Origin of the sequence: Paeniglutamicibacter antarcticus (genome assembly GCF_039544305.1) — a bacterium.
Taxonomy (GTDB): Bacteria; Actinomycetota; Actinomycetes; order Actinomycetales; family Micrococcaceae; genus Paeniglutamicibacter; species Paeniglutamicibacter antarcticus_C.
In genome coordinates this window covers 1-21,679 of record NZ_BAABLK010000029.1, presented here as the reverse complement: position 1 = coordinate 21,679, position 21,679 = coordinate 1, and the positions used below count along the sequence as shown (strand labels likewise).

General features: G+C 64.2%; 21 protein-coding genes and 1 tRNA gene. 12 read left to right on the top strand and 10 right to left on the bottom strand.

Translation table 11 applies throughout. From position 1 onward, the window contains the following. Both ABEA12_RS10300 and ABEA12_RS10295 read right to left on the bottom strand, forming a co-directional pair. Nucleotides 1-483: an FHA domain-containing protein FhaB/FipA gene (locus tag ABEA12_RS10300; RefSeq protein ID WP_210102274.1), complete on the bottom strand. Its 483-nt coding sequence runs from the start codon at nt 481-483 to the stop codon at nt 1-3. Beyond that, nucleotides 480-1,226: an FHA domain-containing protein gene (locus ABEA12_RS10295; RefSeq protein ID WP_210102273.1), complete on the bottom strand. Its 747-nt coding sequence runs from the start codon at nt 1,224-1,226 to the stop codon at nt 480-482. Before ABEA12_RS10295 ends, ABEA12_RS10300 begins: the two co-directional genes overlap by 4 nt. A gap of 283 nt (nt 1,227-1,509) precedes the next feature. Here ABEA12_RS10295 and ABEA12_RS10290 point away from each other — a divergent pair. From ABEA12_RS10290 to ABEA12_RS10280, 3 genes are all read left to right on the top strand, one after another. Next, nucleotides 1,510-1,593 (top strand) — tRNA-Leu (locus ABEA12_RS10290). 414 nt (nt 1,594-2,007) lie between these two features. Continuing rightward, nucleotides 2,008-2,706: a dienelactone hydrolase family protein gene (locus ABEA12_RS10285; protein ID WP_210102272.1), complete on the top strand. Its 699-nt coding sequence runs from the start codon at nt 2,008-2,010 to the stop codon at nt 2,704-2,706. A 61-nt stretch (nt 2,707-2,767) separates the two neighbouring features. Next, nucleotides 2,768-3,211 (top strand): universal stress protein, encoded by a 444-nt coding sequence (locus tag ABEA12_RS10280; RefSeq protein ID WP_210102271.1) that lies wholly within the window; start codon nt 2,768-2,770, stop codon nt 3,209-3,211. Between the two features lie 24 nt (nt 3,212-3,235). On the opposite strand, the gene ABEA12_RS10275 is transcribed toward ABEA12_RS10280, so the two are convergent. Continuing rightward, a complete protein-coding gene (locus ABEA12_RS10275; protein ID WP_210102270.1) occupies nt 3,236-3,622 on the bottom strand; it encodes a DUF5997 family protein in 387 nt (128 codons plus the stop codon). 29 nt (nt 3,623-3,651) lie between these two features. Here ABEA12_RS10275 and ABEA12_RS10270 point away from each other — a divergent pair, with 29 nt between their 5' ends. The 6 genes from ABEA12_RS10270 to ABEA12_RS10245 all read left to right on the top strand — a co-directional run bounded on the left by ABEA12_RS10270 (nt 3,652) and on the right by ABEA12_RS10245 (nt 8,887). Further along, nucleotides 3,652-4,416: a substrate-binding domain-containing protein gene (locus ABEA12_RS10270; RefSeq protein WP_210102269.1), complete on the top strand. Its 765-nt coding sequence runs from the start codon at nt 3,652-3,654 to the stop codon at nt 4,414-4,416. 111 nt (nt 4,417-4,527) lie between these two features. Further along, nucleotides 4,528-5,337 carry an enoyl-CoA hydratase/isomerase family protein gene (locus ABEA12_RS10265; protein WP_210102268.1) on the top strand — a complete coding sequence of 270 codons (810 nt, stop codon included), beginning with the start codon at nt 4,528-4,530 and terminating at the stop codon, nt 5,335-5,337. Further along, nucleotides 5,337-6,137, top strand: a complete 801-nt coding sequence (locus ABEA12_RS10260; RefSeq protein WP_210102267.1) for an alpha/beta hydrolase family protein — start codon at nt 5,337-5,339, stop codon at nt 6,135-6,137. The genes ABEA12_RS10265 and ABEA12_RS10260 overlap by 1 nt, the downstream gene beginning before the upstream one ends. Before the next feature lie 80 nt (nt 6,138-6,217). Further along, on the top strand, nt 6,218-7,129 hold the full coding sequence (locus ABEA12_RS10255; protein ID WP_210102266.1) for a carbohydrate kinase family protein: 912 nt from the start codon (nt 6,218-6,220) through the stop codon (nt 7,127-7,129). Nucleotides 7,130-7,156: 27 nt separating this feature from the next. Next, nucleotides 7,157-7,981 (top strand): HAD-IIB family hydrolase, encoded by an 825-nt coding sequence (locus ABEA12_RS10250; RefSeq protein WP_210102265.1) that lies wholly within the window; start codon nt 7,157-7,159, stop codon nt 7,979-7,981. A 60-nt stretch (nt 7,982-8,041) separates the two neighbouring features. Then, nucleotides 8,042-8,887, top strand: coding sequence for a glycerophosphodiester phosphodiesterase family protein (locus ABEA12_RS10245; RefSeq protein WP_210102264.1), 846 nt, complete (start codon nt 8,042-8,044; stop codon nt 8,885-8,887). Between the two features lie 28 nt (nt 8,888-8,915). On the opposite strand, the gene ABEA12_RS10240 is transcribed toward ABEA12_RS10245, so the two are convergent. The 4 genes from ABEA12_RS10240 to ABEA12_RS10225 all read right to left on the bottom strand — a co-directional run bounded on the left by ABEA12_RS10240 (nt 8,916) and on the right by ABEA12_RS10225 (nt 13,642). Beyond that, the gene (locus ABEA12_RS10240; protein WP_210102263.1) at nt 8,916-9,908 is read right to left on the bottom strand and encodes a hypothetical protein; all 993 of its coding nucleotides are present in this window, start codon (nt 9,906-9,908) and stop codon (nt 8,916-8,918) included. 93 nt (nt 9,909-10,001) lie between these two features. Continuing rightward, nucleotides 10,002-10,958, bottom strand: a complete 957-nt coding sequence (locus ABEA12_RS10235) for a carbohydrate ABC transporter permease (RefSeq protein WP_210102262.1) — start codon at nt 10,956-10,958, stop codon at nt 10,002-10,004. Further along, entirely contained in the window at nt 10,958-12,091 is a 1,134-nt protein-coding gene (locus ABEA12_RS10230) for a carbohydrate ABC transporter permease (protein WP_210102261.1), read from the bottom strand. Before ABEA12_RS10230 ends, ABEA12_RS10235 begins: the two co-directional genes overlap by 1 nt. Nucleotides 12,092-12,304: 213 nt before the next feature. Further along, a complete protein-coding gene (locus tag ABEA12_RS10225) occupies nt 12,305-13,642 on the bottom strand; it encodes an ABC transporter substrate-binding protein (RefSeq protein ID WP_210102260.1) in 1,338 nt (445 codons plus the stop codon). 607 nt (nt 13,643-14,249) lie between these two features. Here ABEA12_RS10225 and ABEA12_RS10220 point away from each other — a divergent pair. Next, entirely contained in the window at nt 14,250-17,501 is a 3,252-nt protein-coding gene (locus ABEA12_RS10220) for a beta-phosphoglucomutase family hydrolase (protein WP_210102259.1), read from the top strand. A gap of 191 nt (nt 17,502-17,692) precedes the next feature. Here the strand turns inward: ABEA12_RS10220 and ABEA12_RS10215 are convergent, their stop codons facing one another. Continuing rightward, on the bottom strand, nt 17,693-18,049 hold the full coding sequence (locus tag ABEA12_RS10215) for a DUF3224 domain-containing protein (protein WP_345467995.1): 357 nt from the start codon (nt 18,047-18,049) through the stop codon (nt 17,693-17,695). Between the two features lie 77 nt (nt 18,050-18,126). On the opposite strand from ABEA12_RS10215, the gene ABEA12_RS10210 reads away from it, so the two are divergent. Together ABEA12_RS10210 and ABEA12_RS10205 are read left to right on the top strand one after the other, a co-directional pair. Further along, entirely contained in the window at nt 18,127-18,264 is a 138-nt protein-coding gene (locus tag ABEA12_RS10210; protein ID WP_210102257.1) for an FAD-dependent oxidoreductase, read from the top strand. Between the two features lie 543 nt (nt 18,265-18,807). After that, on the top strand, nt 18,808-19,032 hold the full coding sequence (locus tag ABEA12_RS10205; protein ID WP_210102256.1) for a hypothetical protein: 225 nt from the start codon (nt 18,808-18,810) through the stop codon (nt 19,030-19,032). A gap of 59 nt (nt 19,033-19,091) precedes the next feature. On the opposite strand, the gene ABEA12_RS10200 is transcribed toward ABEA12_RS10205, so the two are convergent. Next, complete coding sequence (locus ABEA12_RS10200) at nt 19,092-19,814, bottom strand: alpha/beta hydrolase fold domain-containing protein (protein WP_345467989.1); 723 nt, start codon at nt 19,812-19,814, stop codon at nt 19,092-19,094. A gap of 308 nt (nt 19,815-20,122) precedes the next feature. Then, entirely contained in the window at nt 20,123-21,448 is a 1,326-nt protein-coding gene (locus ABEA12_RS10195) for a uracil-xanthine permease family protein (RefSeq protein WP_210102254.1), read from the bottom strand. Between the last annotated feature and the right edge of the window lie 231 nt (nt 21,449-21,679).

Genomic DNA, 21,679 nt, shown 5'->3' with positions numbered 1-21,679 from the left:
CTAGGGCCTCAACTCCATGACCGTCTTACCGATCCGAATTTTCTGTCCTAGCTCAACAGGCTGTGCACGGGTGAGTTGGGCATCGCCCAGAAAGGTTCCGTTGGTGGAACCGAGGTCTTCAATGAACCAGCGGGTTCCCTGCGGGAACAGGCGGGCATGGCGTCCTGAGGCGTAGTCGTCTTCGAGCACGATGGTCGCCTCTTGGGCGCGGCCCAGCAAGACAGGAGTGGAATTCAACTCGTGTTCGATGCCGGTAAGCGGCCCCTCTAGGATGGCCAGCGTCCGGGCCTGCTGCTTGGAAGGGGCCTCCACCGGTGGGGCCAGCGAAGGATCCTTGCGGATTTCCCTGGCGGTCGGTGTGCCGACCCGTGCCTTGGTGCCGATGGCGAGGTCGCGCCGGAGCGCGCCGACGATACTCAGGACGAACAGCCACAGCAAGATTAGAAATCCGAGCCGCAGCACGGTGAACACTAGGTCGTTCACGCACGGTCTCCTTGGGATTGGGGGAGTAGCCGGAATACGATGCGCGTCTGCCCCATGGCGATGTTCGAGCCGTCGTGCAGTTCCGTTTCACCAACGATCTTCTTGCCGTTGACGAAGCTCCCGTTGGTGGAGCCCAGATCGACGGCCCAGGTCGACGGACCGCGCTGCTCGATCTTCAGGTGCCGGCGCGAAACGCCTGGATCCTCGATGGGGATGTCGGTTTCGGCAGAACGCCCCAGCACGATGCTGGGATGGTTTAGCGCGTACCGTTGGCCGGCGATGTCGAGCACCGGCTGTCTCTTGGGCGTTTCGCGTGGGGGAGCGGTTGGCGCCGGCGGTGCAGCAGGAGCCTGGTGCACCTCGGGGGCGGAAGCCTCCGAGGTGGTTGCATCGATTTCGAAGCCTCCCGGCTTAAGCTCACTGTCCTTGCGAAAATTCACTTCCACCGCGCCCTGCAGGGTGTACCCCTGGCTCTTGGCGTGTTCCAGCGCAGTGGTGCACAGCTCCCTGGCCAGGGGGGCTCCCCATTCCCGGGCCCGGGCGAAGTCCTGGTCCGAGAGGCGAATGATGAAGTGGTTCGGTGCGAGAGTTCGTGCCTGTGAAATGGTCAGTGATTTCGCATCCATTTGGTTGCGCAAGCGCGAAGCGATCTCCACCGGTTTGACCTCGGAGCTGCCGGCGCCGCGGAAGACGCTGGTGACGAGCTTTTCAAGTCCACGTTCAACATTGTCAATAAGACCCATCGCTTCGCTCCCTTCCTGGTTCAAACGCGTGCTGTTGCACGGTTATTGGCATGGCGTCGCAGAGCCTGGTTGCCTTGCGCCTTGTTCGATACTACTTGTCTTGGATTTTATGTGGGGCTCATTGTGGTGAAACCGGCCTATTGTTCTGCAACGAACGGGCACTTCCAAAGGTTGCTGCAACGTGGGCCTGATCACAAGGATCTTTTCGATTAGTTGATCTGGGTACCCCGTGTATATGATTGATCTCGCTGTTGAAGTCATTGACGAAAACAGTAGTGAATATGCGCGAGTGGCGGAATTGGTAGACGCGCTGGCTTCAGGTGCCAGTGCTCGCAAGGGCGTGGGGGTTCAAGTCCCCCCTCGCGCACATATGGAAAATGTCCCCCCGGTCTTTGGCCGGGGGGACATTTTGGTGTTAAGGGTGCGAATCACGGGAACGTACGGAAACTGTTCCCGGACCTCGTTGAAGGCCGGTGGTGCGCTTGTCCGCCGGTCCGCCCACGGACGCCTACAGGCTTGGAAACGTGTGCACGGGGAGCACCAGCGGGCCCCTTTGGCGCCCGAGGCTACGTGGTCGGGCGTACCCGGCGTAAACCCGGGTGTCCAAGGACATTTGCGGGTTGCTCGGGTGGGATTGGGTCTGAAAGCCGTGGGGAGAGGGCGCATGTGATGCAATCTGCGGCGATTTGGGGGCGTGGGCCTTGTTACCATGCATAGACTGGGAGTCGTTCGAGCTTTTCCTTAGGCAAAGAAGCATGTAGGAACAGGAGCAGTCGGCATCATGGCGTCTCAGGCACCGCACCAGAACGTTTCATTTCCGTCCGAAGGGCAGACGGCACACGGATACCTTGCGCTCCCCGAAGCCGGCAAGGGGCCCGGGGTCATCGTCATCCAGGAATGGTGGGGACTGACTGACCACATCCGCGACGTCGCTGATCGCCTGGCTTCAGAGGGCTTTGTCGCCCTGGCTCCGGATCTTTTCGGTGGTTCGGTGACCCACGATGGCCAGGAAGCAGCGGAAATGATGTCCAAGCTGCCCGTGGAAGTCGCTGCGAAGCTGCTTGCCGGTGCACTGGACTACCTTTTGGGCCTGGACTCGGTGAACAGCTCCACCGTGGGGACCATTGGATTCTGCATGGGAGGCGGCTTTGTACTGGCCTTGGCGGCCCAGCAAGGAGAGCGGGTCTCTGCCGCGGTTCCCTTCTACGGCGTCGGCCAGGGGGTGCCGGAGAGCTACACCGGGGTGCGGGCCAAGATCCAAGGTCACTACGCCAATGCTGATTCCATGTACCCGGTGCAGCAGGCGCACACCCAGGAAGAGCAGATCCGCCGGGAATCGGGAGCCGAGGTCGAGTTCTACTACTACGACGCAGATCATGCGTTCCACAATGACGAGAATCCGGCGGGCAACTACCGCCCCGAGGCTGCGCGTGTGGCGTGGGGCAGGGCCGTGGACTTCCTGCGGCAGAATGTTTCCTAAACCAATTTTTACACCCATCACCGGTCGCCGTAGGCGGCCACACTACAAGGAGCGTCAGAACATGGCAGAAATTATCATCGTCGGTGTTGACGGTAGCGAAACAGCTCAGCGCGCCGCCGAACGTGCAGCACGCCTCGCCTCCGACATGGATGGCGAGCTGGTCGTCGTGACGGCTCACACCTCGGACAACACCGAAGTCGTGAAGATCGGCACCGACACCTGGATCCTGGACGACGCCGAGCAGGCCGGGAAGGTTGCTGAGCAGTGCGCGACTGGTCTGCGGATCGCCGTACCGAACGCGAAGATCACCGCAACGGCAGCCCACGGCAAGCCGCAGGAAGTGCTGGTCTCGGAAGCCGAGCGCCTGAAGGCCACGCTGATCGTGGTCGGCAACGTCGGCATGAAGGGCCTCGGACGGGTGCTTGGTTCCGTGGCCACCTCCGTGGCACACGCGGCCCCGTGCGATGTCTACATCGTCAAGACCGTCAAGAAGGGCGCCAAGTAGTCAGCGCAGAAAATTGATTCGTGGTTAGCTGCGGTCGCCCTTGGCGGCCGCAGCATCACGCACACGCTTTTCTTCTGCACGGACCGCGGCCAGCGAGGCACGCTCTTCCTGCAACCACACCGGGCGGTCGGCCAGCAGCTCATCGATCTGCGCGGTGGTCAACGCGTCGGTGATTTCCGCGCGCGCCAAGCCCGAGATCGAGACGTTCAGCTTGTGGGCAACCACGGGGCGCGGGTGAGGGCCCTTGGCCCGTAATTCCTCGAGCCATTCCGGCGGGGTGGTCAGCAGTTCGTTGAATCCCGCCCGGGAAAGTGGTTCTTCCTGGAACTCGGCCGGGGCTGCGGGCAGGTAGATGCCCAATTTCTTCGCGGCTGTCGCCGGCTTCATGTTCTGTGTGGTTTTCTCGCTCATACGCCCAAGCGTACCGGTACGCTGGGGTGGTGACAGGACTAAAAATCGCCTATGTACCGGGCGTCACGCCCGGCAAGTGGCTAACCAGGTGGAACGAACGTTATCCACAGAACCCCCTGCAGGCCCAGCGCTATGACGGGACCGAGATCCTGGCGCGCCTGCATGAAGGTGAATCGGACGTCGTCTTCGTCCGCTTCGCCACCGGCGCCTCGCCCAAGACCCCGTCGGTCCACGTGATCCCGCTCTACGACGAGCAACAAGTCGTTTGCGCCGCCAAGGACCACGACATCGAGCTCTATGACGAGACCGTGCCCTTTGAAGAGCTGGCAGGGGAGAGTTTCCTCGACCTTGCCGAGTATCCCAAAACCGCCGGCGGGACGGCCATGGCCATGGAGGTATGTTCCTCGGGCGCCGGCCTGTTGGTGCTTCCCTTGGGGGTTGCGCGCCTGCACAACCGCAAGGATGTCGTGCACAAGGAGCTGACAGGTGTCCCCACCACGAGCATCGGCATCGCCTGGTTGGCTCCGGCCGGGGACGATCCCGCCGACCCCGTGATCGAGGAATTCATTGGTGTGGTGCGAGGGCGTGGGGAAAATTCCTCCCGCCAAGCCTCCGTGGCCCAACGCCAGCAGGAGCAGGCAGTCGAAGCACGCAAGAACCGGCAAAGTGCTTCGACCGAGGCGACCAAGACCGCAAAGTCCGCGAAGTCCGCGAAGAAGAAGTCCGGTGCACGCGCAGGAAAACCGGGAGCTAAGCGCGGGGCAAAACCCGCGCCCCGGAGCAACAAACGCTGATCCGTCGCGTGGACCCCGGGGAGGTGGGGGGCCTTGTGGGCGTGCCAACGCGGCACCCGCACGCCAAACATGAGACGCTGGTCTCAAAAGCTAGCCATCTAGGGAGTGCACATGGATTTCGGGACGTACAAGACATTGCTCGTGGAGCATCGCGAAAAAGCGCTGTTGGTGACCATCAACCAGCCTGAGTCGATGAACGCACTGGCCGCTGCCGTGGTCGAAGACCTGCACGCGCTCACCGGAGTGCTGGCGCGACTGGGCACCGACGCCAACTGGCCGGTGCGCGGCATCGTCATCACCGGTTCCGGCCAGAAGGCCTTCGTCGCGGGGGCCAACATCGTGGAAATGAACCAGATGGACCCCGACGCGGCCTTGGCCTACGGAAAACGCATGCATGATGTCACGCTGCGCCTCGAGGCCCTGCCGGTCCCCGTGATCGCAGCAGTGAACGGTTTCGCCCTGGGCGGCGGCTGTGAACTGGCGATGGCGTGTGATTTCCTTTACGCCTCGGCGAACGCAAGCTTCGGTCAGCCGGAAGTCAACCTCGGCCTGGTGCCGGGCTTTGGCGGATCCGTACGCCTGCAGCAGCGAGTGGGCATCGGCATGGCCCGCGAACTGATCTACACCGGACGACGCATCAAGTCCGACGAGGCGTTGCGCATAGGGCTGGTCAACCGGGTACTCGATGACAACGAGGCGCTGTTGGAGGCCGCTTTGGCTACAATTGCCGAGATCGCCTCCAAGGCGCCCACGGCGGTTTCGAACGTAAAGAACGCCATCAACGAGATCGCCGGGTTGAACGTTGCGGACGGATTGGAAGCCGAGGCCCGTTCCTTCACGAAGGCCTTCGAAACCGAGGACTCCGTGGTGGGTCGGGCGGCCTTCGTGGCCAAGTCGACCCCTGACTTCCCGGGCCGCTAGTGGGCCATACAGTGGTGCCGACGCGGCACCCCTACGGTGCGCACGCCAGCCAGTACGCCGAGCTGTGGGTCCCCGAGAACCGGGTGCACCCGGTAATCGCAATCATCATCCACGGGGGGTTCTGGCGGCAGGCCTACGGTGCGGAACTCGGTCGTCCGCCGGCCGCAGACCTGGCAGAGCACGGAATCATCTCCTGGAACCTAGAGTACCGGCGTACCGCCGGCGGAGACGGCGGCTATCCGGAAACCTTCCTGGATGTCGCCGCCGGAATCGACGGGCTCGATGCGGCCCTCGGAGCAGCCGGGATCGCGGACGGCCCGCGGGTCGCACTGGGGCACTCCGCCGGTGGACACCTGGCGTATTGGGCTGCCGGACGGTTGCTGCTGCCGGATGGCGCACCGGGGTCCCAGGTCCGAGGCGGCCGCGGCCTGGACGGCGTGGTGTCGCAGGCCGGGGTGCTGGACCTGCACCTTGCGCACGGCATGGGCCTGAGCAATGATGCCGCTGGCGAACTGATGGGCACCACTCCCGAATCCGATCCCGCAGCCTGGCAGCTGGCCGATCCTGCAGCCGGCGAGCTGGCCCGGGTGCCGATGGTGATGCTGCACGGACGCCAGGACGGCAATGTCCCCGTTTCATTGGCACGATCCGTCGCGATGCGTGCCCGGGAAGCCGGTGTGCCGGTGTCCTACCGGGAATTCGACGGGGACCACTACGGGCTGATCACCCCGGGTGACCCTGCGTGGGAGGCAAGCCTCGCGGCACTGCTGGAACTCGGTGGCGCCGCTGCCTCGGGTTAGTCGCGGCACACACTGCCGGTCCTAGGGCTACCGACCGGTATATTGGACTCGATGCCCCAACTAAGAATGAGGAGTCCGATGTGCTGACGGTCATAGGCGAGGCCTTGGTCGACGTGCTTTCCGGCGGGATCAGCGCGCCACGTTCCTTCGTGGGTGGAAGCCCGCTGAACGTCGCCGTCGGCCTGGCCAAACTGGGGCACCCCGTCACGTTCATCGGACGCTGGGGTGAGGACGAGTACGGACAGATGATCCAGCACTCGTTGAACACCAACGACGTGCGCTACATTTGCGGTCCCGACGACGCCCCGACCTCGACGGCACGCGGCACCCTGGATCCCGTGGGAGCTGCCAGCTACACCTTCGAGGTGCACTGGGACCTGCCCGAGCTCCCCGCGCACACCCCGGCGTTGGCCGATGCCCAGCTGGTGCACACCGGCTCGCTGGCCACCTTGCTGGAGCCCGGTGCGTCCAAGGTGCTGCGGTTCATCGAGGCCGCCCGTCCGCACGCCACCATCTCCTACGATCCCAACATCAGGTCCTCGCTGATCACCGACCACGCCCGGGCCGTCGCGGACGTCGAGCGTTTCGTTGCTCTGGCAGACGTGGTGCGGGCCTCGGACTCGGACCTGGAATGGCTCTATCCCAACCGCCGCGTGGCCGACACCGCGGCCGCCTGGCTTGATTTGGGCCCCGCAATGGTCGTGGCCACGTATGGCTCCGGCGGCCCCTGGGGCCTTGTGAAGGCCGGCACGGCGCGCACCGAGGCACCGGTTGTCGACGTCGCGGACACCGTGGGCGCCGGGGACTCGTTCATCTCCGCGATGATCTCCGCCCTTGAGGTCCGTGGGCTGCTGGGCAGCGCCAAGCGCGAAGCCCTGCACAAACTGGACACCGAGACGCTGCGCGAGGTCCTGGACTATGCCGCACGCGCCGCCGCCATCACCGTCTCGCGGCCCGGGGCGAACCCGCCCACCGGCCAAGAAATCTCCTAGCCAGGACTCACAGGGGAGGAATCGGACATGGATGTGCGACTTATCGCCAGCGATCTGGACGGAACGATCATCCGTGCCGACGGGAGCATTTCCGCGCGCACCATCAAGGCCTTCGGCGCTGCACGCGATGCGGGGATCCACATCGTGTTCGTCACCGGGCGTCCGGTTCGCTGGCTCGAGCCGGTGCGCCGTGCCTTCGGCCACCTTGGCACGGTGATCTGTTCCAACGGGGCGGTGCTCTACGACCTGGAAGCCGAAAAGCTGCTCAGTGCCGCAACCATTGCACCGCAGTCGTTGCTCAGTGCGCGCGAACTCATCCTGCACGCCGAGCCTTCGGCGACATTCGCCGCGGAAACCACCCTCGGCCTGCACCTGGGACAGGGCTTCGCCGACGATTCGGCGGCCCAGCGGCTCGGGGAATTCCAATCTCTGGACCTGCGCTCGGCCCAGTTGGCCACCGACGGAGTGGTGAAGTTCCTGGCAAAGTCCCGCACCCGGGGATCCGATGACTTCATGGCCGCCATGGAACCGGTTCTGGGACGCCTTGTCTCGGTGACCCATTCCGCTTTCGACGTGGCATTGCTGGAAATGGCGCACGTGGATGTCAACAAGTCCGTCGCCTTGGGCGCCTATGCCGCGGGTCTGGGGATATCGGCGGACCACGTGGCTGCCTTCGGTGACATGCCCAACGACCGGCAGATGCTTGCCTGGGCCGGCCATGGGTACGCGATGGCCTCGGGACACCCGGCTGCCTTGGCCGCGGCCGCGTACCGGGCTCCGGGTGTCGAACAGGACGGGGTTGCCAGGATCCTTGAAGATCTGCTCGCCGGCCGTACGCGGCAAACACGCTAGCAAAGACAGTGGTGCACCCATACGATCGTTTCAAGTGAGCACCTACTTCGGGAGACGGACATGCAGAGCCAACCACGGGTCGGAACGGCACCGTTCCTGCGCAACACCGCAGGGTGCCCCCTGGAGGGATTTCCGCTGGCGTTCTCCCACCGCGGGTTCGCCCCCGATGGCGAGGAAAACACGGTAAAGGCGTTCGCCGCGGCTCACCGCCTGGGGTTCAAGTACCTGGAGACCGATGTCCACGCGAGCAAGGACGGGGTGTTGATGGTTTATCACGATGACGACCTGCTCCGTCTTGCCGGGGACCGGCGCAAGGTCTCAGATTGCACCTGGGCCGAACTTTCGGAATTGCGGGTGGCTGGGGAGGCGATCCCCACCTTTGATCAATTGCTGGAGACCTTCGGGGACTCGCACTTCAACGTGGATGTCAAGGAACCTGGGGCTGCGAGGCTTTTGGCCAATGCGATCAACCGCCATGGCGCTCGCGACAGGGTCTTGGTGGCCGCGTTCAACGGGTTGCGCCGGCGCAAGTTCCAACAATTGCTGGCCGCCTCGGCCCCTGGTTCACCGATTGCTGCAAGCCCCGGAGTGCTGGGGGTCGGCGCCGCAACCCTGCTGGGCCGCATAGTGCCGCTGCCCGGTGCCCTCTACCGCAACGTCGATGCGCTGCAGGTTCCGGAGAAACAAGGCGCGGTCCGCGTGGTGAGCCCGAAGTTTATTGACCATGCCCACTCCGCCGGACTGCAGGTGCATGTCTGGGTCATTAACGAGGCTGCGCAGATGCACCGGCTGCTCGACATGGGTGTCGACGGGATCATGAGCGACCGGGCCGATGTCCTGGCCGGGGTCATGGATGAGCGCGGCTATTGGCCCCAAAGCGGCGGTTCGGGCACCGATCACGCCTAGTCGGCGCCGGCGGATGGTGTGATCGGGCTCAGGCCGTGGCACTGGCCAAGGACGCCAGCGGCTCCAAGACCATCGGGGCCCAGCGCAGCATCGTGGGTTCATCGGCCTCGGCCAGCAATTGCAACCAGGTTTCATGGGTGTGCAGCGGTGAAATGCGGATGGCCGGTGCGACCAATTCATATAGTTCATCCGGTGAGCCGTAGTCGCTCCATGCGCCAAGATACGCACCGATGGCCTGGATGATCCGGGGGTCGTCGGCCGAGGTACGGAAATCGATTTGCATCCGTTCCACCGGCCTGGCCAGCGAGGCGAAAGGATGCGCCCAGTGTGCATCGCCCAGGTTCAGGATCCGGGGAGCGTTGCTTTCGTCCGTGGGCGCAAAGACCCTGCGGCGGTCGAAGGACCCGTGCTCCAGGCTCAACGGGATTGCCCCAGCGGAGAGCTGTGCACAGGCCTCTTCGATGTCCTTGAAGGCAGCGAAGGCGTGATCGGCATCGCGGGTCGTAATGCCCAGCGGGTGGCCGGCCGGCAGCGAAGCATGCAGGGTAAGCGCGTTGTTGAATTCGTCGGGAATCCGCGCCGGATCAAGGATCTGCAACCCGGCATCAAAGAGAGCTTCCTCGCAGTCGACGACCTCGCGTTGAAGCTCACCCAGGGCGCCGAGGGCACGCGCCCACATCAGGGGGGTGGTGGCCAACTCATCGAGCGTGGCACCGTAGTCGGGGCTGAGCATCCAGCCGCGCTCCGGGTTGATGGCCAGCGGCATGACCAAACGTTCGGGTACCAGTGCGGCGGCCACGGCGCTCACCGGCGGCTCGAATAATTGCCCGGGTGCCACCGCCTTGAAGTAGAGCAGCCCGGACGCCGTGGGCACCCTCCGGTGCACAGCGCGGATGGACGAAGAACCGTTCTGAAGTGGGCCTATGCGTTCGATGGAATATGCCTCGCAGGCCATGTCAATCCATGCGAGCACCTCTGCACGCCAATTGTCTTCGGTCCAAGTCTTAATCCAGTCAGCCACGTCCTCCATCGTAACGAGTCAAGCGTCGACTTTGCTGGGAGAGGACCTAGGCAAGATGCCGCGCCGGGATCCAAAGGCCCGGGATTCTGCCGCCTAGCCCTTTGCGGAACCTGCCATCAGCCCGCGAACGAAGTAGCGCTGCAGCGCGAAGAACACTGCCAGGGGCACGATCATCGCCACGAACGCCCCGGCGGTGAGCAGGTGCCAGTCCTGTCCCCGGCTGCCGGTGATCTCGGCCAAAAGCTTAGTGATCGGTGCGACCGGACCGTCGGCAAATATCAATGCCACCAGCAGGTCGTTCCAGACCCAGAGGAACTGGAAGATGGAAAAAGCGGCAATCGCCGGGGCTGTCAGCGGCAGCACGATCCGGAAAAATATCTGTCCGTGGCTTGCACCGTCGACCCGTGCCGCCTCGATGATCTCATTGGGGATCTCGGCGATGAAGTTGTGCAGCAGGAAGATCGCCAGAGGCAGGGCGAAGATGGTGTGTGCGATCCATACCTGCGCATACCCGGCCGAACCAAACGCCCCAATGACCGGGACGCCGAAGAGCTCCCCGGCGGCAAAGAGTCGAAGCAACGGCACCAAGGCCATCTGGATGGGCACGATCTGCAGTGCAAAGACGAGCACGAAGACCAGGTCCCTGCCCGGGAAACGCATCCACGCGAAGGCGTAGGCGGCCATGGTGGCCATCACCAGCGGGATCACCGTTGCCGGCAAGGTGATGGCGATCGAGTTGATGAACGACCCTGCCATGGTCAGCTGGGTATTCCCGGCCTGTAGTACCGCGGTGTAGTTATCGGTGGTGAAGCCCCAGTTCTCAAAGATCGTCCACCAGCCGGTGGTGCGGACCTGCTGCGCCGGCCGGAAGGATGAAACCAGCAGGCCGATGGTCGGGATGGTCCACAGCGCGGCAATGACAAGAGCTGCCAAGGTGGCCCAGCGGTTGGTCAGCCGCGTCTTGGCCAGGGAGGCCGCCTTGCGGCGTTGGGGCCGCTGCCCGTCCTTGGGCACCTTGGCACCTGGTTGGATCGTGGTCAGCGTGGACATCAGCGCAGCTCCCTTTGCCGTTTGATCTGTCGGGCGTTGTAAATGACGATGGGCATCACCATGACGAACAGGATGACGGCGAAAGCGGCCGAGCGGCCACCTTCGAAGTTCCGGAACTGCGTGTACATCTCGTTGGCGATCACCGAGGTGTCGTTGGCGCCGGCCGTCATGGTGCGGACGATGTCAAAGACCTTCAGGGACGCGATCGAGATGGTGGTCAGCACGACGACCAGCGAGGACCGGATTCCCGGAAGGGTCACGTTGAAAAAACGCTGCCAACCGTTGGCTCCGTCCAGCTCTGAGGCTTCGAGCTGCTCGATCGGAACCGCCTTGATCGCCGCGGAGAGGATCACCATGGCAAACCCCGTTTGAACCCAGATCAGCACCACGATCAGCGCCAAGGTGTTCCACGGCTGTTGCTGCAGGAACTGGACGGGGGATCCGCCGAGCCAGACGATCAGCTGGTTCAGCAAGCCGATCTGCTCGGCGTCGGCCGGACGGGCGGTGTAGACGAAGCGCCAAATGATGGAGGCACCGACGAAGGAGATCGCCATCGGCATGAACACCAGGATCTTGAAGAACTTCTCCCCGCGGGACTTGTCGATGAACACCGCGTAGGCCAACCCGGCAATCGTTGACACGGCCGGGGCCACAAGAACCCACGCCATGGTGTTGAGCACCGTGCGGATACCCGCCGGTTGGGTGAAGATCCAGGCGAAGTTCTCCAGCCCCACGAATTCGGTGCCGCGCGAATTCATGAACGATGCCATCGTGGTTTGGATCGTCGGGATCACCAGGCCTGCCACCAGCAGCAGCAATGCCGGGGACAGGAATCCCACCAGCGCGAAGACGTAGCCGGCACCGTGGCGCGAACGGTAGTCAAGGAAAAACAGGCCAAGGCCCAAGAATCCGGCGGCGATGATGGCCCATGTATAGGAATTCAGGATCGCGACCATCAGCAGCGGGAAGGCGACGCAGGCGATGGCCCGGATGATGGTGAACTTCTTTCCGGCCCGGGGTGCGAGCTCGATGAGGAAAAGCAGCAGGAGCACCACGGCCAGGAACACACCGATGATGATCGGGATCTGCGCCAGGGTGGGCATGGTGCTGAGCCATTGAAGGAAACGGGTCATGATGCCGGGTGCCGATCTGTCGACGGGACCGCGGGCAAATCATCCGGTCCCGTGGGGTCCGGGATGCGCGTTCGCGGTGGCGGTGCAGGAATTAGTAGGTTCACGTTCGAGGTGCTTGTGCAGCGACCGGGTGGATCCCCGATGGTGCCCCGGGCGGAACCGGGTCGGTGACAGCGACCCGGAGCCGCCCTGCGGCGCACCTCGTTTGGGGAACTACGACGAAGGCCAGCCGGACTCGATCGCCTTGAGCACGGTGTCGGTCTCGGATCCGTTGATCCAGTCGACCATGCCCTTCCAGAAGGAGCCCGCGCCCACCGAACCCGGCATCAGGTCCGAGGCGTCAAAGCGGAACGTCGTCGCCGGATCCTGCAGGATCTTTACTGCTTCCTGCAGGAGCGGGTCCGACGCGTTCGCCGGGTCCAGGCCCTTGTTGGCCGAGAGCACACCGCCAAGCTTGACCCGGGAATTGGCCCAGTCGGCGCTCGAGAGGTATTCCTGCACCTTGATGACCGACGGGTCATCGTTGAAGGCACCGACGATCTCGCCGCCACCGGTCACCGAGTTGCCTCCGGCCTCCATGGACGGGGTGACGAAGCCCCAGAGGTCAGCATCCGGGCCAACGGTGCCGCCGGCATCGGCGATGAAGCCACTGAAGAACGAGGCCTGGTGGTGCAGCGAGCATTTGCCGCTGACCAGTACATCGGCAACGTCACCGAAAGCGGTGGCATTGATGGAAGCCACGTCGCCGTATCCGGCATTGACGTACTTGGGATTCTTCAGGATCTTGCCGACCTCGTCGAACGCGGAGGCGATCTGCGGGTCGGTGAACTTCACGTCGTTGGACACCCACTTGTCATAGACGTCCTTGCCGCCCTGGCGCAACACCAGGTCCTCGACCCAGTCGGTGCCCGGCCAACCGGTTGCATCTCCGGAACCGAAGCCGGCGCACCATGGCGGTGCGCTCTTGTCCTTCTCGATCTGTGCCGTCAGGTCAAGGAGTCCCTGCCAGGTGTCGGGCACCTCGTAGCCCTTGTCCTTGAACTCGGAGGGCGAATACCAGACCCAGCCCTTCACGCTGGCCATCAACGGCGCCCCGTACAGTGTTCCGTCCACGGTGCCGTAAGCCGCCCAGTCCTCGGACCAGCCCGATTCGACGTTGGCCTTGACTCCGTCGGATGCCGGTTTAAGGAAGCCCCGGGTGGCCAAGTCGCCCAGCAGCCCCGGCTGGGGGAAGATTGCCAGGTCCGGCGCGTTTCCTCCCTGGGCGCGGACGGCGATCTGGGTCTCAAATTCCTTTGATGCCTCGTAGCTGATCTTGATGTTGTTTTCCTTGGACCAGTCGGCCCAGGATTTCTCAAGCAGCTCGGCCTCGGTGTCGGCGATGGTGCCGTACACCGTCACCTCGGCCTTGCCCTCGGCCGCCCCCGACTCGCTGCTGGCAGCCGTGGTTTCGGGAGCCCCGGGGCCACCTCCGCAACTTGTGAGAACCAGCGCAGCAGCGCCCAACGTCGCCAATGAGGCGTATACTTTTCCCCGTCGTGATGTGTTCATTATTCCTCCTGATCGGACCGGTAGGCACTGCCACCGGGGTACGTATAGGAAGGGGAATAAATGATCCGTCGGACGCGAGCTCCGCAGGATGCCCGGTTTCCGCTAGGGACAGATGCCTCGGCGGGAACTAAGCCCCCTGTGCTGGACCACCGAAATGTTCCCCCCATGAAGGCGAAGGGTCCGCACCGGCAACGGGTCGAAGCCCTTCTACTGCTCATCATCTATAGCGCGCATCCGCTTTTCAAGGGTTGAGGTCAACTATGTCGGACTCTTGAATAACGATTTGACTTGAAGTTATGGGCTGTCAGCGCCCACGGCCCCGAGGCACCAGGCTCCGTGGAGCATCCAAGATCACCGCCGGGGAGCCGTGGAACCATGCCCGTGGTTTCACTGGCGAGTTGATCTCTCGCTAGGCTTGGGGTATCCGGGTCGTTTCAGGCGCAAGGGTGGTGGCGCACGCTTCAGCCGGCTGAGTGATCCTCCGCGAGCGCGGGTGCACGGGGACAGGGACCCCTGAGGACCGCAGGTGAGCGCGGATCGCTGCACCTTGCCGCAGATCCAGGAGGCCCGGAAGCCGCCGACACAAAGAGATTGGGAATCAAACACGATGCGTGAAGCCCTCGCCACCGGAGCCCCCTACCGGCGCCGCGATTTCAAGGCCGTGCTTTTTGACCTGGACGGGGTGTTGACCCCCACGGCCGAGGTGCACCGCGTCGCTTGGGCGGAACTCTTTGACGGGTTTTTCGCCGAAGCCGGTATCACCCGCAGCTACACCCTCGAAGACTACTTCGCACTTGTCGACGGCCGGCCCCGCTACGAGGGCGTCGCCGCCGTGCTCGCCGATCGCGGGATCGAACTGCCATGGGGCAAGGACACCGACGCTCCGGGGACAACGAGCGTGTGTGCGCTGGGAAACCGCAAGAACACGGTGTTCCGCAAGATCCTTCACGAGACCGGCATCGAAGCGTACCCGGGATCGCTGGCATACCTGCGCCAGGTCCAGAAGGCAGGACTGGAGGTCGCCGTAGTTTCCTCCTCGCGCAACGCGGAGGAGGTGCTGGAAGCCGCCGGCCTGCGCGATGATTTCAGCGTCGTGATCGGTGGGCTGCAAGCCACCGCTCGCAACCTTGCGGGCAAGCCGGCCCCCGACACCTTCCTGGCCGCCGCCCGCGACCTGGGCTGGTCACCAAACGAATGTGTCGTTTTCGAGGACGCCGTCTCCGGTGTGCAGTCCGCCGCCGCCGGGGAATTCGGGATGGTGGTCGGTGTGGCCCGCGACCAGCCGGCGGAGGTGCTGCGCGCAGCAGGCGCCGACATCGTGGTGGCCGACTTGGATGAACTGGTCAGCCAGAAGGCGCGCGACGACTTCGAGCTGGACACCTGGTCTTACACGCGCGTGCATCCGCGTCCCATCGACCCCTCGGTTGAACGGACGATCTTCTCGCTGGGCAACGGCTTTTTGGGCATGCAGGGGGACTCCCTGGGAACCGGGGAATCAACCGAGGGCATGTTCATCAACGGACTGCACGAAACCTGGAAAATCCGCCACGCCGAATCGGCATTCGGGCTCGCTGAGACCGGGCAGACGATGGTTCCAGCGCCCGATGCGCGCACCGTACGCGTCTACATCAACGACGAGGCGCTAGAAATCGGACGCACCGAGATCCTCAAGGACGAACTGCGGGTGGACTTCAAGGACGGCACCCTGGTCTCCGACACCACCTGGCGCACGGCCGAGGGACACCGGGTGCTGGTGCGCACCCGTTCCATGGTCTCGTTCACCGAACGCCACCTGGCACTGTTCCGCGTCACCGTGCGGCTGCTGGACGCCCCGGCCCACGTCTTCGTCCAATCGGCGCTGGTCGGTCAATCACGCACCCGTCCGGTACCGACCCCCGCAGAGGCCGATGCCCGCGAGGGGGCCTTCGACCCGCGCAAATCAGTGAAAAGCGAGATGGGATCCCTGATGCCCGGGGGAACCCGCGAGGAGGATGGGGTCTTCGCACTGAGCTACTACGTGCGAGGCTCCAACATGTCCGTTGCCGCGGCGATCGCGCACGAGACCCGCATTGCCGGGGGCACCACCGAGTTCACCGAGCACTCCACGGTCACTGACGATCGCGTCGAACACACCGTTTCCGCCTACCTGGAGAAGGATGAGGCGCTGCACATCGACAAGTTCGCCTCCTTCCACACCTCCCGGCGGCACGACACCGCAGAGATGCTCACCCGTTGCGTGCGGGCCCTTCACCACCTGGTGCCGCGCGGCGCCGACGATCTTTTCTGGGAGCAACGCGAGTTCCTCGATGCGTTCTGGGAAGCCTCCGACGTGGTGGTCCACGCCCATCCGTTGTTGCAGCGCGCGATCCGCTGGAACCTCTTCGCCTTGGCCCAGGCCTCGGCACGCTCCGACGGGCTGGGGATCTCTGCCAAGGGGGTCTCCGGCAACGGGTATTCAGGGCACTATTTCTGGGACACCGAGATCTACGTGCTTCCGTTTTTGACCTATACGAACCCGCAGTGGGCCCGCAATGCGCTGCGTGCCCGGGTGGCGATGATCCCCGCTGCCCGGCGGAGGGCGGCCACCCTGAACGAGCACGGGATCCTCTTCCCGTGGCGCACGATCAATGGCGAGGAGGCCAGCGCCTACTATCCGGCGGGCACCGCGCAGTACCACATCAACGCGGACGTGGTGTATTCATTGGCCCGCTATGTGGGAGCCAGCGGCGACACCGGGCTGCTGCTGGCCGGCGGGGCGGAAATCGTGGTGGAAACCGCACGGTTGTGGAACTCGCTGGGGTTCTGGCGCGAGACCAGCTCCGGTCGCACCTTCCACATCCACGGGGTCACCGGTCCCGACGAGTACACCGCGGTGGTCAACGACAACACCTTCACCAACGTGATGGCGCGCTTCAACCTGAACTACGCAGTGCGCCTGATGTCCTATCTGGCCACAGATTTCCCCGATGACTATGCGCGCATCGTCGATGAGCTGGTGATCTCCGAAACCGAGATGAGGGACTGGGCCGAGGCGGCCGAGGCGATGTTCATCCCGTTCTCCGAATCCGTGGGCATCCACCCGCAAGACGCAGGGTTCCTGAACCGAGAGGTCTGGGACGTGCCCGGGACCGGGGCAGAACACCGCCCGCTGTTGCTGCACTTCCACCCGTTGGTGATCTACAGGTTCCAGGTGCTCAAGCAGGCGGACACGGTGCTTGCCCTGTGGCTGCGTTCCTCGGACTTCACGGCCGAGCAGAAACGTGCCGACTTCGACTACTACGATCCGCTGACCACGGGGGATTCCACGCTCTCGGCAACGGTCCAGGCGATCCTTGCGGCGGAGGTCGGGTACGGGGACCTGGCTTACGACTACTTCGAGCACGCGTTGAACGTGGACCTGCTGAACCTGCACGGCAATGCCGCCGACGGGGTGCACGTTGCCTCCACAGGCGGAGTCTGGGCGGCTCTTGTCTATGGCTTTGCCGGGTTGCGCGACGACACCGGCTCCTGGCAATTCGATCCGCGCCTGCCCGCGGGATGGGACGGGTTGGAGTTCAACTTGCGCCGGAACGATGCCTCGGTGCACTTCCACCTCACCATCGATACCTTTAGCGCGTCGCTGCGTTCCGGCGAGGAGAAAATCTCCTTCTCGGTGCGCGGGGAGGAGTGCTCGGTGAGTCCCGAGGACCCGGAATTCACCATCAAGTTGCACGGGCAGGGCCCGGTGCTCGAGGGGGAGCCACACATCGAGGCGGTGTTCGCGCTGCAGCGCGATGACGGATCCCCGTTGATCTCCAGCAAGAAACTGACCCGCGACGAAGAGCTGGCCAAGGAGCCTCCGATCACCATCATCAACTAGCGCCTCCATCCTTGGCTGTCGGCGGGCCAAACCATCGGCCCCGGGATCCGGCCGGCTCATACCCCGAGGGATGCTTCCGGTCGTTTTGCGAAGTGCCCTGCATAATGGTTCCACTTGCCTATCGGCCTCCGCCACTGGCCCAATGGGTCACGGAGCGCCCGGCGGGGCCATGCTCGCTGGTTGGTTTTGGGCTAGAGCTCAAAGTCGAAGTCGAGCTTGTAGCGATGGGTGCCGTCGTCCTCGATGGTGAGGTGCAGTTCCCCGGTGATGCCCTCGAGCGATCCGCGGCCCGACCCGGGCACCACCACGTATTGGAGCGCTTGCTTGCCGCCGTGCAACGCACCGGACTGTTGCAGTGCGAAGCCTCCGTCCATGCCGTTGAGGCTGCCCTGGACGGTTTCGATCGCCACGTAGCCTGCCTCACCGGCCTGCGGGTTGCCGAGGGAGAGCATGATGCCCGCTGCTGTGGCCTCAAGACCTCCCCGGAAGGTCTTGGTGAAATCGAACCGGTCAACTTGTTCCTCGACTTCCGGCGGTGCCGGAGCCATGTTTACTTNAGCTTTCGCGCGGAAATGGTTGCCGGCCACTATGCGTAAAGCGGCCGGCCGCCGCTACAGTGGACGCCATGACCGGAGGCTTGGGTACGGCCGATGTGGTGGTCATTGGTGCCGGGGTGATCGGCCTGAGCATCGCCGTTCGGCTGCTCGAAACCGGCCGATCGGTCACCGTGCTCAGCGACCGCGAACCCCTTGAAACGACCTAGCCCACCGCCGGGGCGATGCTCGGCATCACGGGTACCGCGCCGAATGATCCCGCGACCCGTTGGGCGTAGGTCACCAAAGCGACATTCGAGCAGCTTGCCCGGGACCCCGCCTCGGGAGTGCACCGGGTGCACGGGCGCATCGTCACGGACTTCGCCGAACAGTCACCCCCGTGGGCAAGGGTGCTCCCGGATTTCCGTGAGCTCTGCGCGGCGGAACATCCCGGGTTCCGCAGCGGAATGGCACTTACTCTTTCGTTCGCGGACATGCCCACCTACCTTGGCTACCTCCACGGCAGGTTGAGGGCCGGTGGCGGCCAGCTCGAGATCCGGCATGTTGGCGCTTTAACGAGGTTGCTGGCGGCCCTCCGCCGACGCAGGGTTGACCGCGACGCGGGGAGTACACGTTCTGGTAAGCAACGTCGGGATCGATGAATTCCAGATGGAGGCGGTCGCCGAATCCACTTGGACCAACATCTTTCCCTACGAGTCCCACGTCGTCCTTGGCGGTGCGGCACTTTCCGAGGGGGACCACCGGAGCAGGATGTGGCCGCAGGCATCCTGACCTGGGCAATTGAGGTCGATCCCCGGCTCGCCGACGCGACGGTTCTTGGGCGGCAAGCCGGATGGAGGCCAACACGGCACAGCCCCCGGGTGGAGCTTGAGAATGTTGGCGGGACACCGTGCGTGCATGCCTACGGACCCGGCGGGATCTGCGTGACCGTCTCCTGGGGCGTAGCCGAGGACGTCCTGGAACTGCTGGATCGATAGGCACTAACCCCGATGGCCGGCTACCCCGGGAACGGGCCGTGCTGCTCCACGGGCTGTGGTCACCAAGTGACGTCCGAGATCGCCTCGGCCACGCGCCCAACGATCTTTTTGCGGGCATCCTGGCCGATCCTGGTCGGCAGCAGCGGATACACGTGAATCTGGCCATCGATCTCGATGAACTCGACATCGACACCTGCGGTGGTCGCCTTGGCTGTGAAGAGCTTGCTGTCGGGATTCAGGATGTCGCGGGTTCCGGAGAAGATGGTGATGGGGCCCAGGCCCTCCAGGCTGCCTTCGAGCGGACTGACGACGGGGTCGAGCACGTCTAAGGTGCCTTTCCAGAGATCGATAAAGACCTTGGCCCCCTCGGTCCCGAGCCATGGGTCGCTCGGCTGAACAACCTGGATCTGCGGATTCGTCATGGACAGGTCAAGCGCGGGGGAGATGGCGATGGCCCGTGGCAGCGTGAGACCGTGGATATCGCGAAGCCGCAGGAGGGTCGAGAGCACGATCTGCCCGCCGGCGGAGTCTCCGGCGAGAACGGTGGGACCATGGGCCCGGGTGGATTCCAGGACCTCTGCGCTGACCCCTTCGACGACCTCCCGGGCGCTCCCAAAGGGAACCAAGGGGTAGATGAGGACCTTGACGGTGATCATGGCCTCGGCGGCGATCTGGGCGGCGAGTTGCCAGTGCTGCGGTGCGATCTCGTTGACCCAGCCGCCGCCGTGGACATAGACCACACTTCCGCGGGCAGTGCTGTTGCGCGGGATGAGGGTGTACACGGGCCATCCGGTCTCATTGCGCGCAGCGGAGATGGCAACGTCGGACCTCAACCGCCGGGGCGGTCCGTAGGACGTTGGGCGCAGTGTGCGTTGATGCAGACGTCTCCGGGCACCCGGGGCGGAGCGAAACGGTGCGTTGGCCCTGCTTGCCCTCAGGACGAACGGAATGAAACGTTCGGGAAGGTTCATGGGGAGGTACTCCGGCTTCGATTCGGGGGACGGGTGATCTGCAAAACGAGCAGGGCCTCGTCCCCGGTATGGAACTCCTGCCCTGCCCTCGTTCGGCCTTGGTGTGGTGGAAAACGACCCTAGCCCAGCTTGGAGTGCGCGGCCCCGCTGGTTTCCTCGAGGTCCGTCGGCTCGGTTCCGCGCGCCCTGGCGATGGAACGCATCAGGTGGAAGACCACCAAGGTGGCGGCGGTGCCCAAGGTGATGCCGCCGAAGCTCATGTTCCCTACCGACAGGACATTGCCGCCGAAGAGCGCAATGGCGATGATGAGCCCGGTCCCGGCGGTCATCAGGTTGATCGGGTTGGAGAAGTCGACCTTGTTTTGCACCCAGAGGCGGGCGCCGACGATGGCGATCATCCCGTAGAGCACGATGCCCGCGCCGCCGGCGACTCCCGGGGGGATGGTGTTGATCAGCACCCCGAACTTCGGGAAGAACGCCAGCGCGATGGCCACGGAACCGGCGACCCAGTAAGCGGCCGTCGAATAGACGCGCGAGGAGGCCATGACGCCAATGTTTTCGGCGTACGTGGTGGTGCCCGAGCCCCCACCCATCCCGGCGATCATAGTGGCGGCGCCGTCGGCCATCAACGCCCGCCCGTTTACGTCGTCGAGTTCGCGCCCGGTCATCAGCGCCACGGTCTTCACGTGGCCGACGTTCTCGGCAATGAGCACGAACACCACCGGCAGGAAGAGGGTCAACGTGTCCAGGTGGAAGGACGGTGCGGCGAAGGAGGGCAGCCCGATCCAGGCGGCGTCGCCGATGGCGGAGAAATCGACCTGGCCCTGCGCCCAGGCGACCAGGTAGCCCACGATGATTCCCAGCAGGATCGAGAGGCGTCCGAGCATTCCGCGGAACGCCACCGTGGTGATGATGATCGCCAGCACCGTGGAGAACGTGGTCAGCGGCCAGGTGGTGATCTTCTCGGTGGTCGAGGTGGCAAGGTTGAGCCCGATGAGCGCGACGATGGTGCCCATGACCACCGGCGGCATCAGCGCGTGGATCCAGCCGGTGCCGGCCTTTTGCACGATCAACCCCACGATGAACAGCGCGGCTCCGGCCATCACGATCCCGCCCAGCGCCCCGCCCATTCCGTGGGTGGCCATCGCCCCGGTGACCGGTGCGATAAAGGCGAAGGAGGAACCCAAGTAGCTGGGGACCCGTCCGGCGGTGATGATCAGGAAAAGCAGGGTGCCGATGCCGGTGAACAGCAATGTGGTGGTGACGGGGAACCCGGTGATCGTGGGAACCAGCACGGTGGCACCGAACATCGCCATGACGTGCTGGACGCCCACCCCGATGGTCTGCGGCCAGGCCAAGCGCTCATCGGGGGCCACCACGGTGCCTGGACGGATTGTCTTGCCGTCCCCGTGCAGGGACCAGCCAATGCCTAAGCGGTTGCTCATGATGCGGGGATGCCTTCCGGGAGGGGCGGGAAAATGCCTGGGGATCAGCGATGTGCAAGATCCCCTCGTGCATTTTACCGCCCCCGCCACCGGGCCGCGACACCCCGTGTTGACTCATCTAAAGTGCGCGCGAAATGGGGCGCATGCCTCATTTGAGAAGTGCACGCGAAATCTCTGGCGCATGACCGGGCACCTTGGTGTGCTGGAGGGATGGGTTATGGGTTGACATTG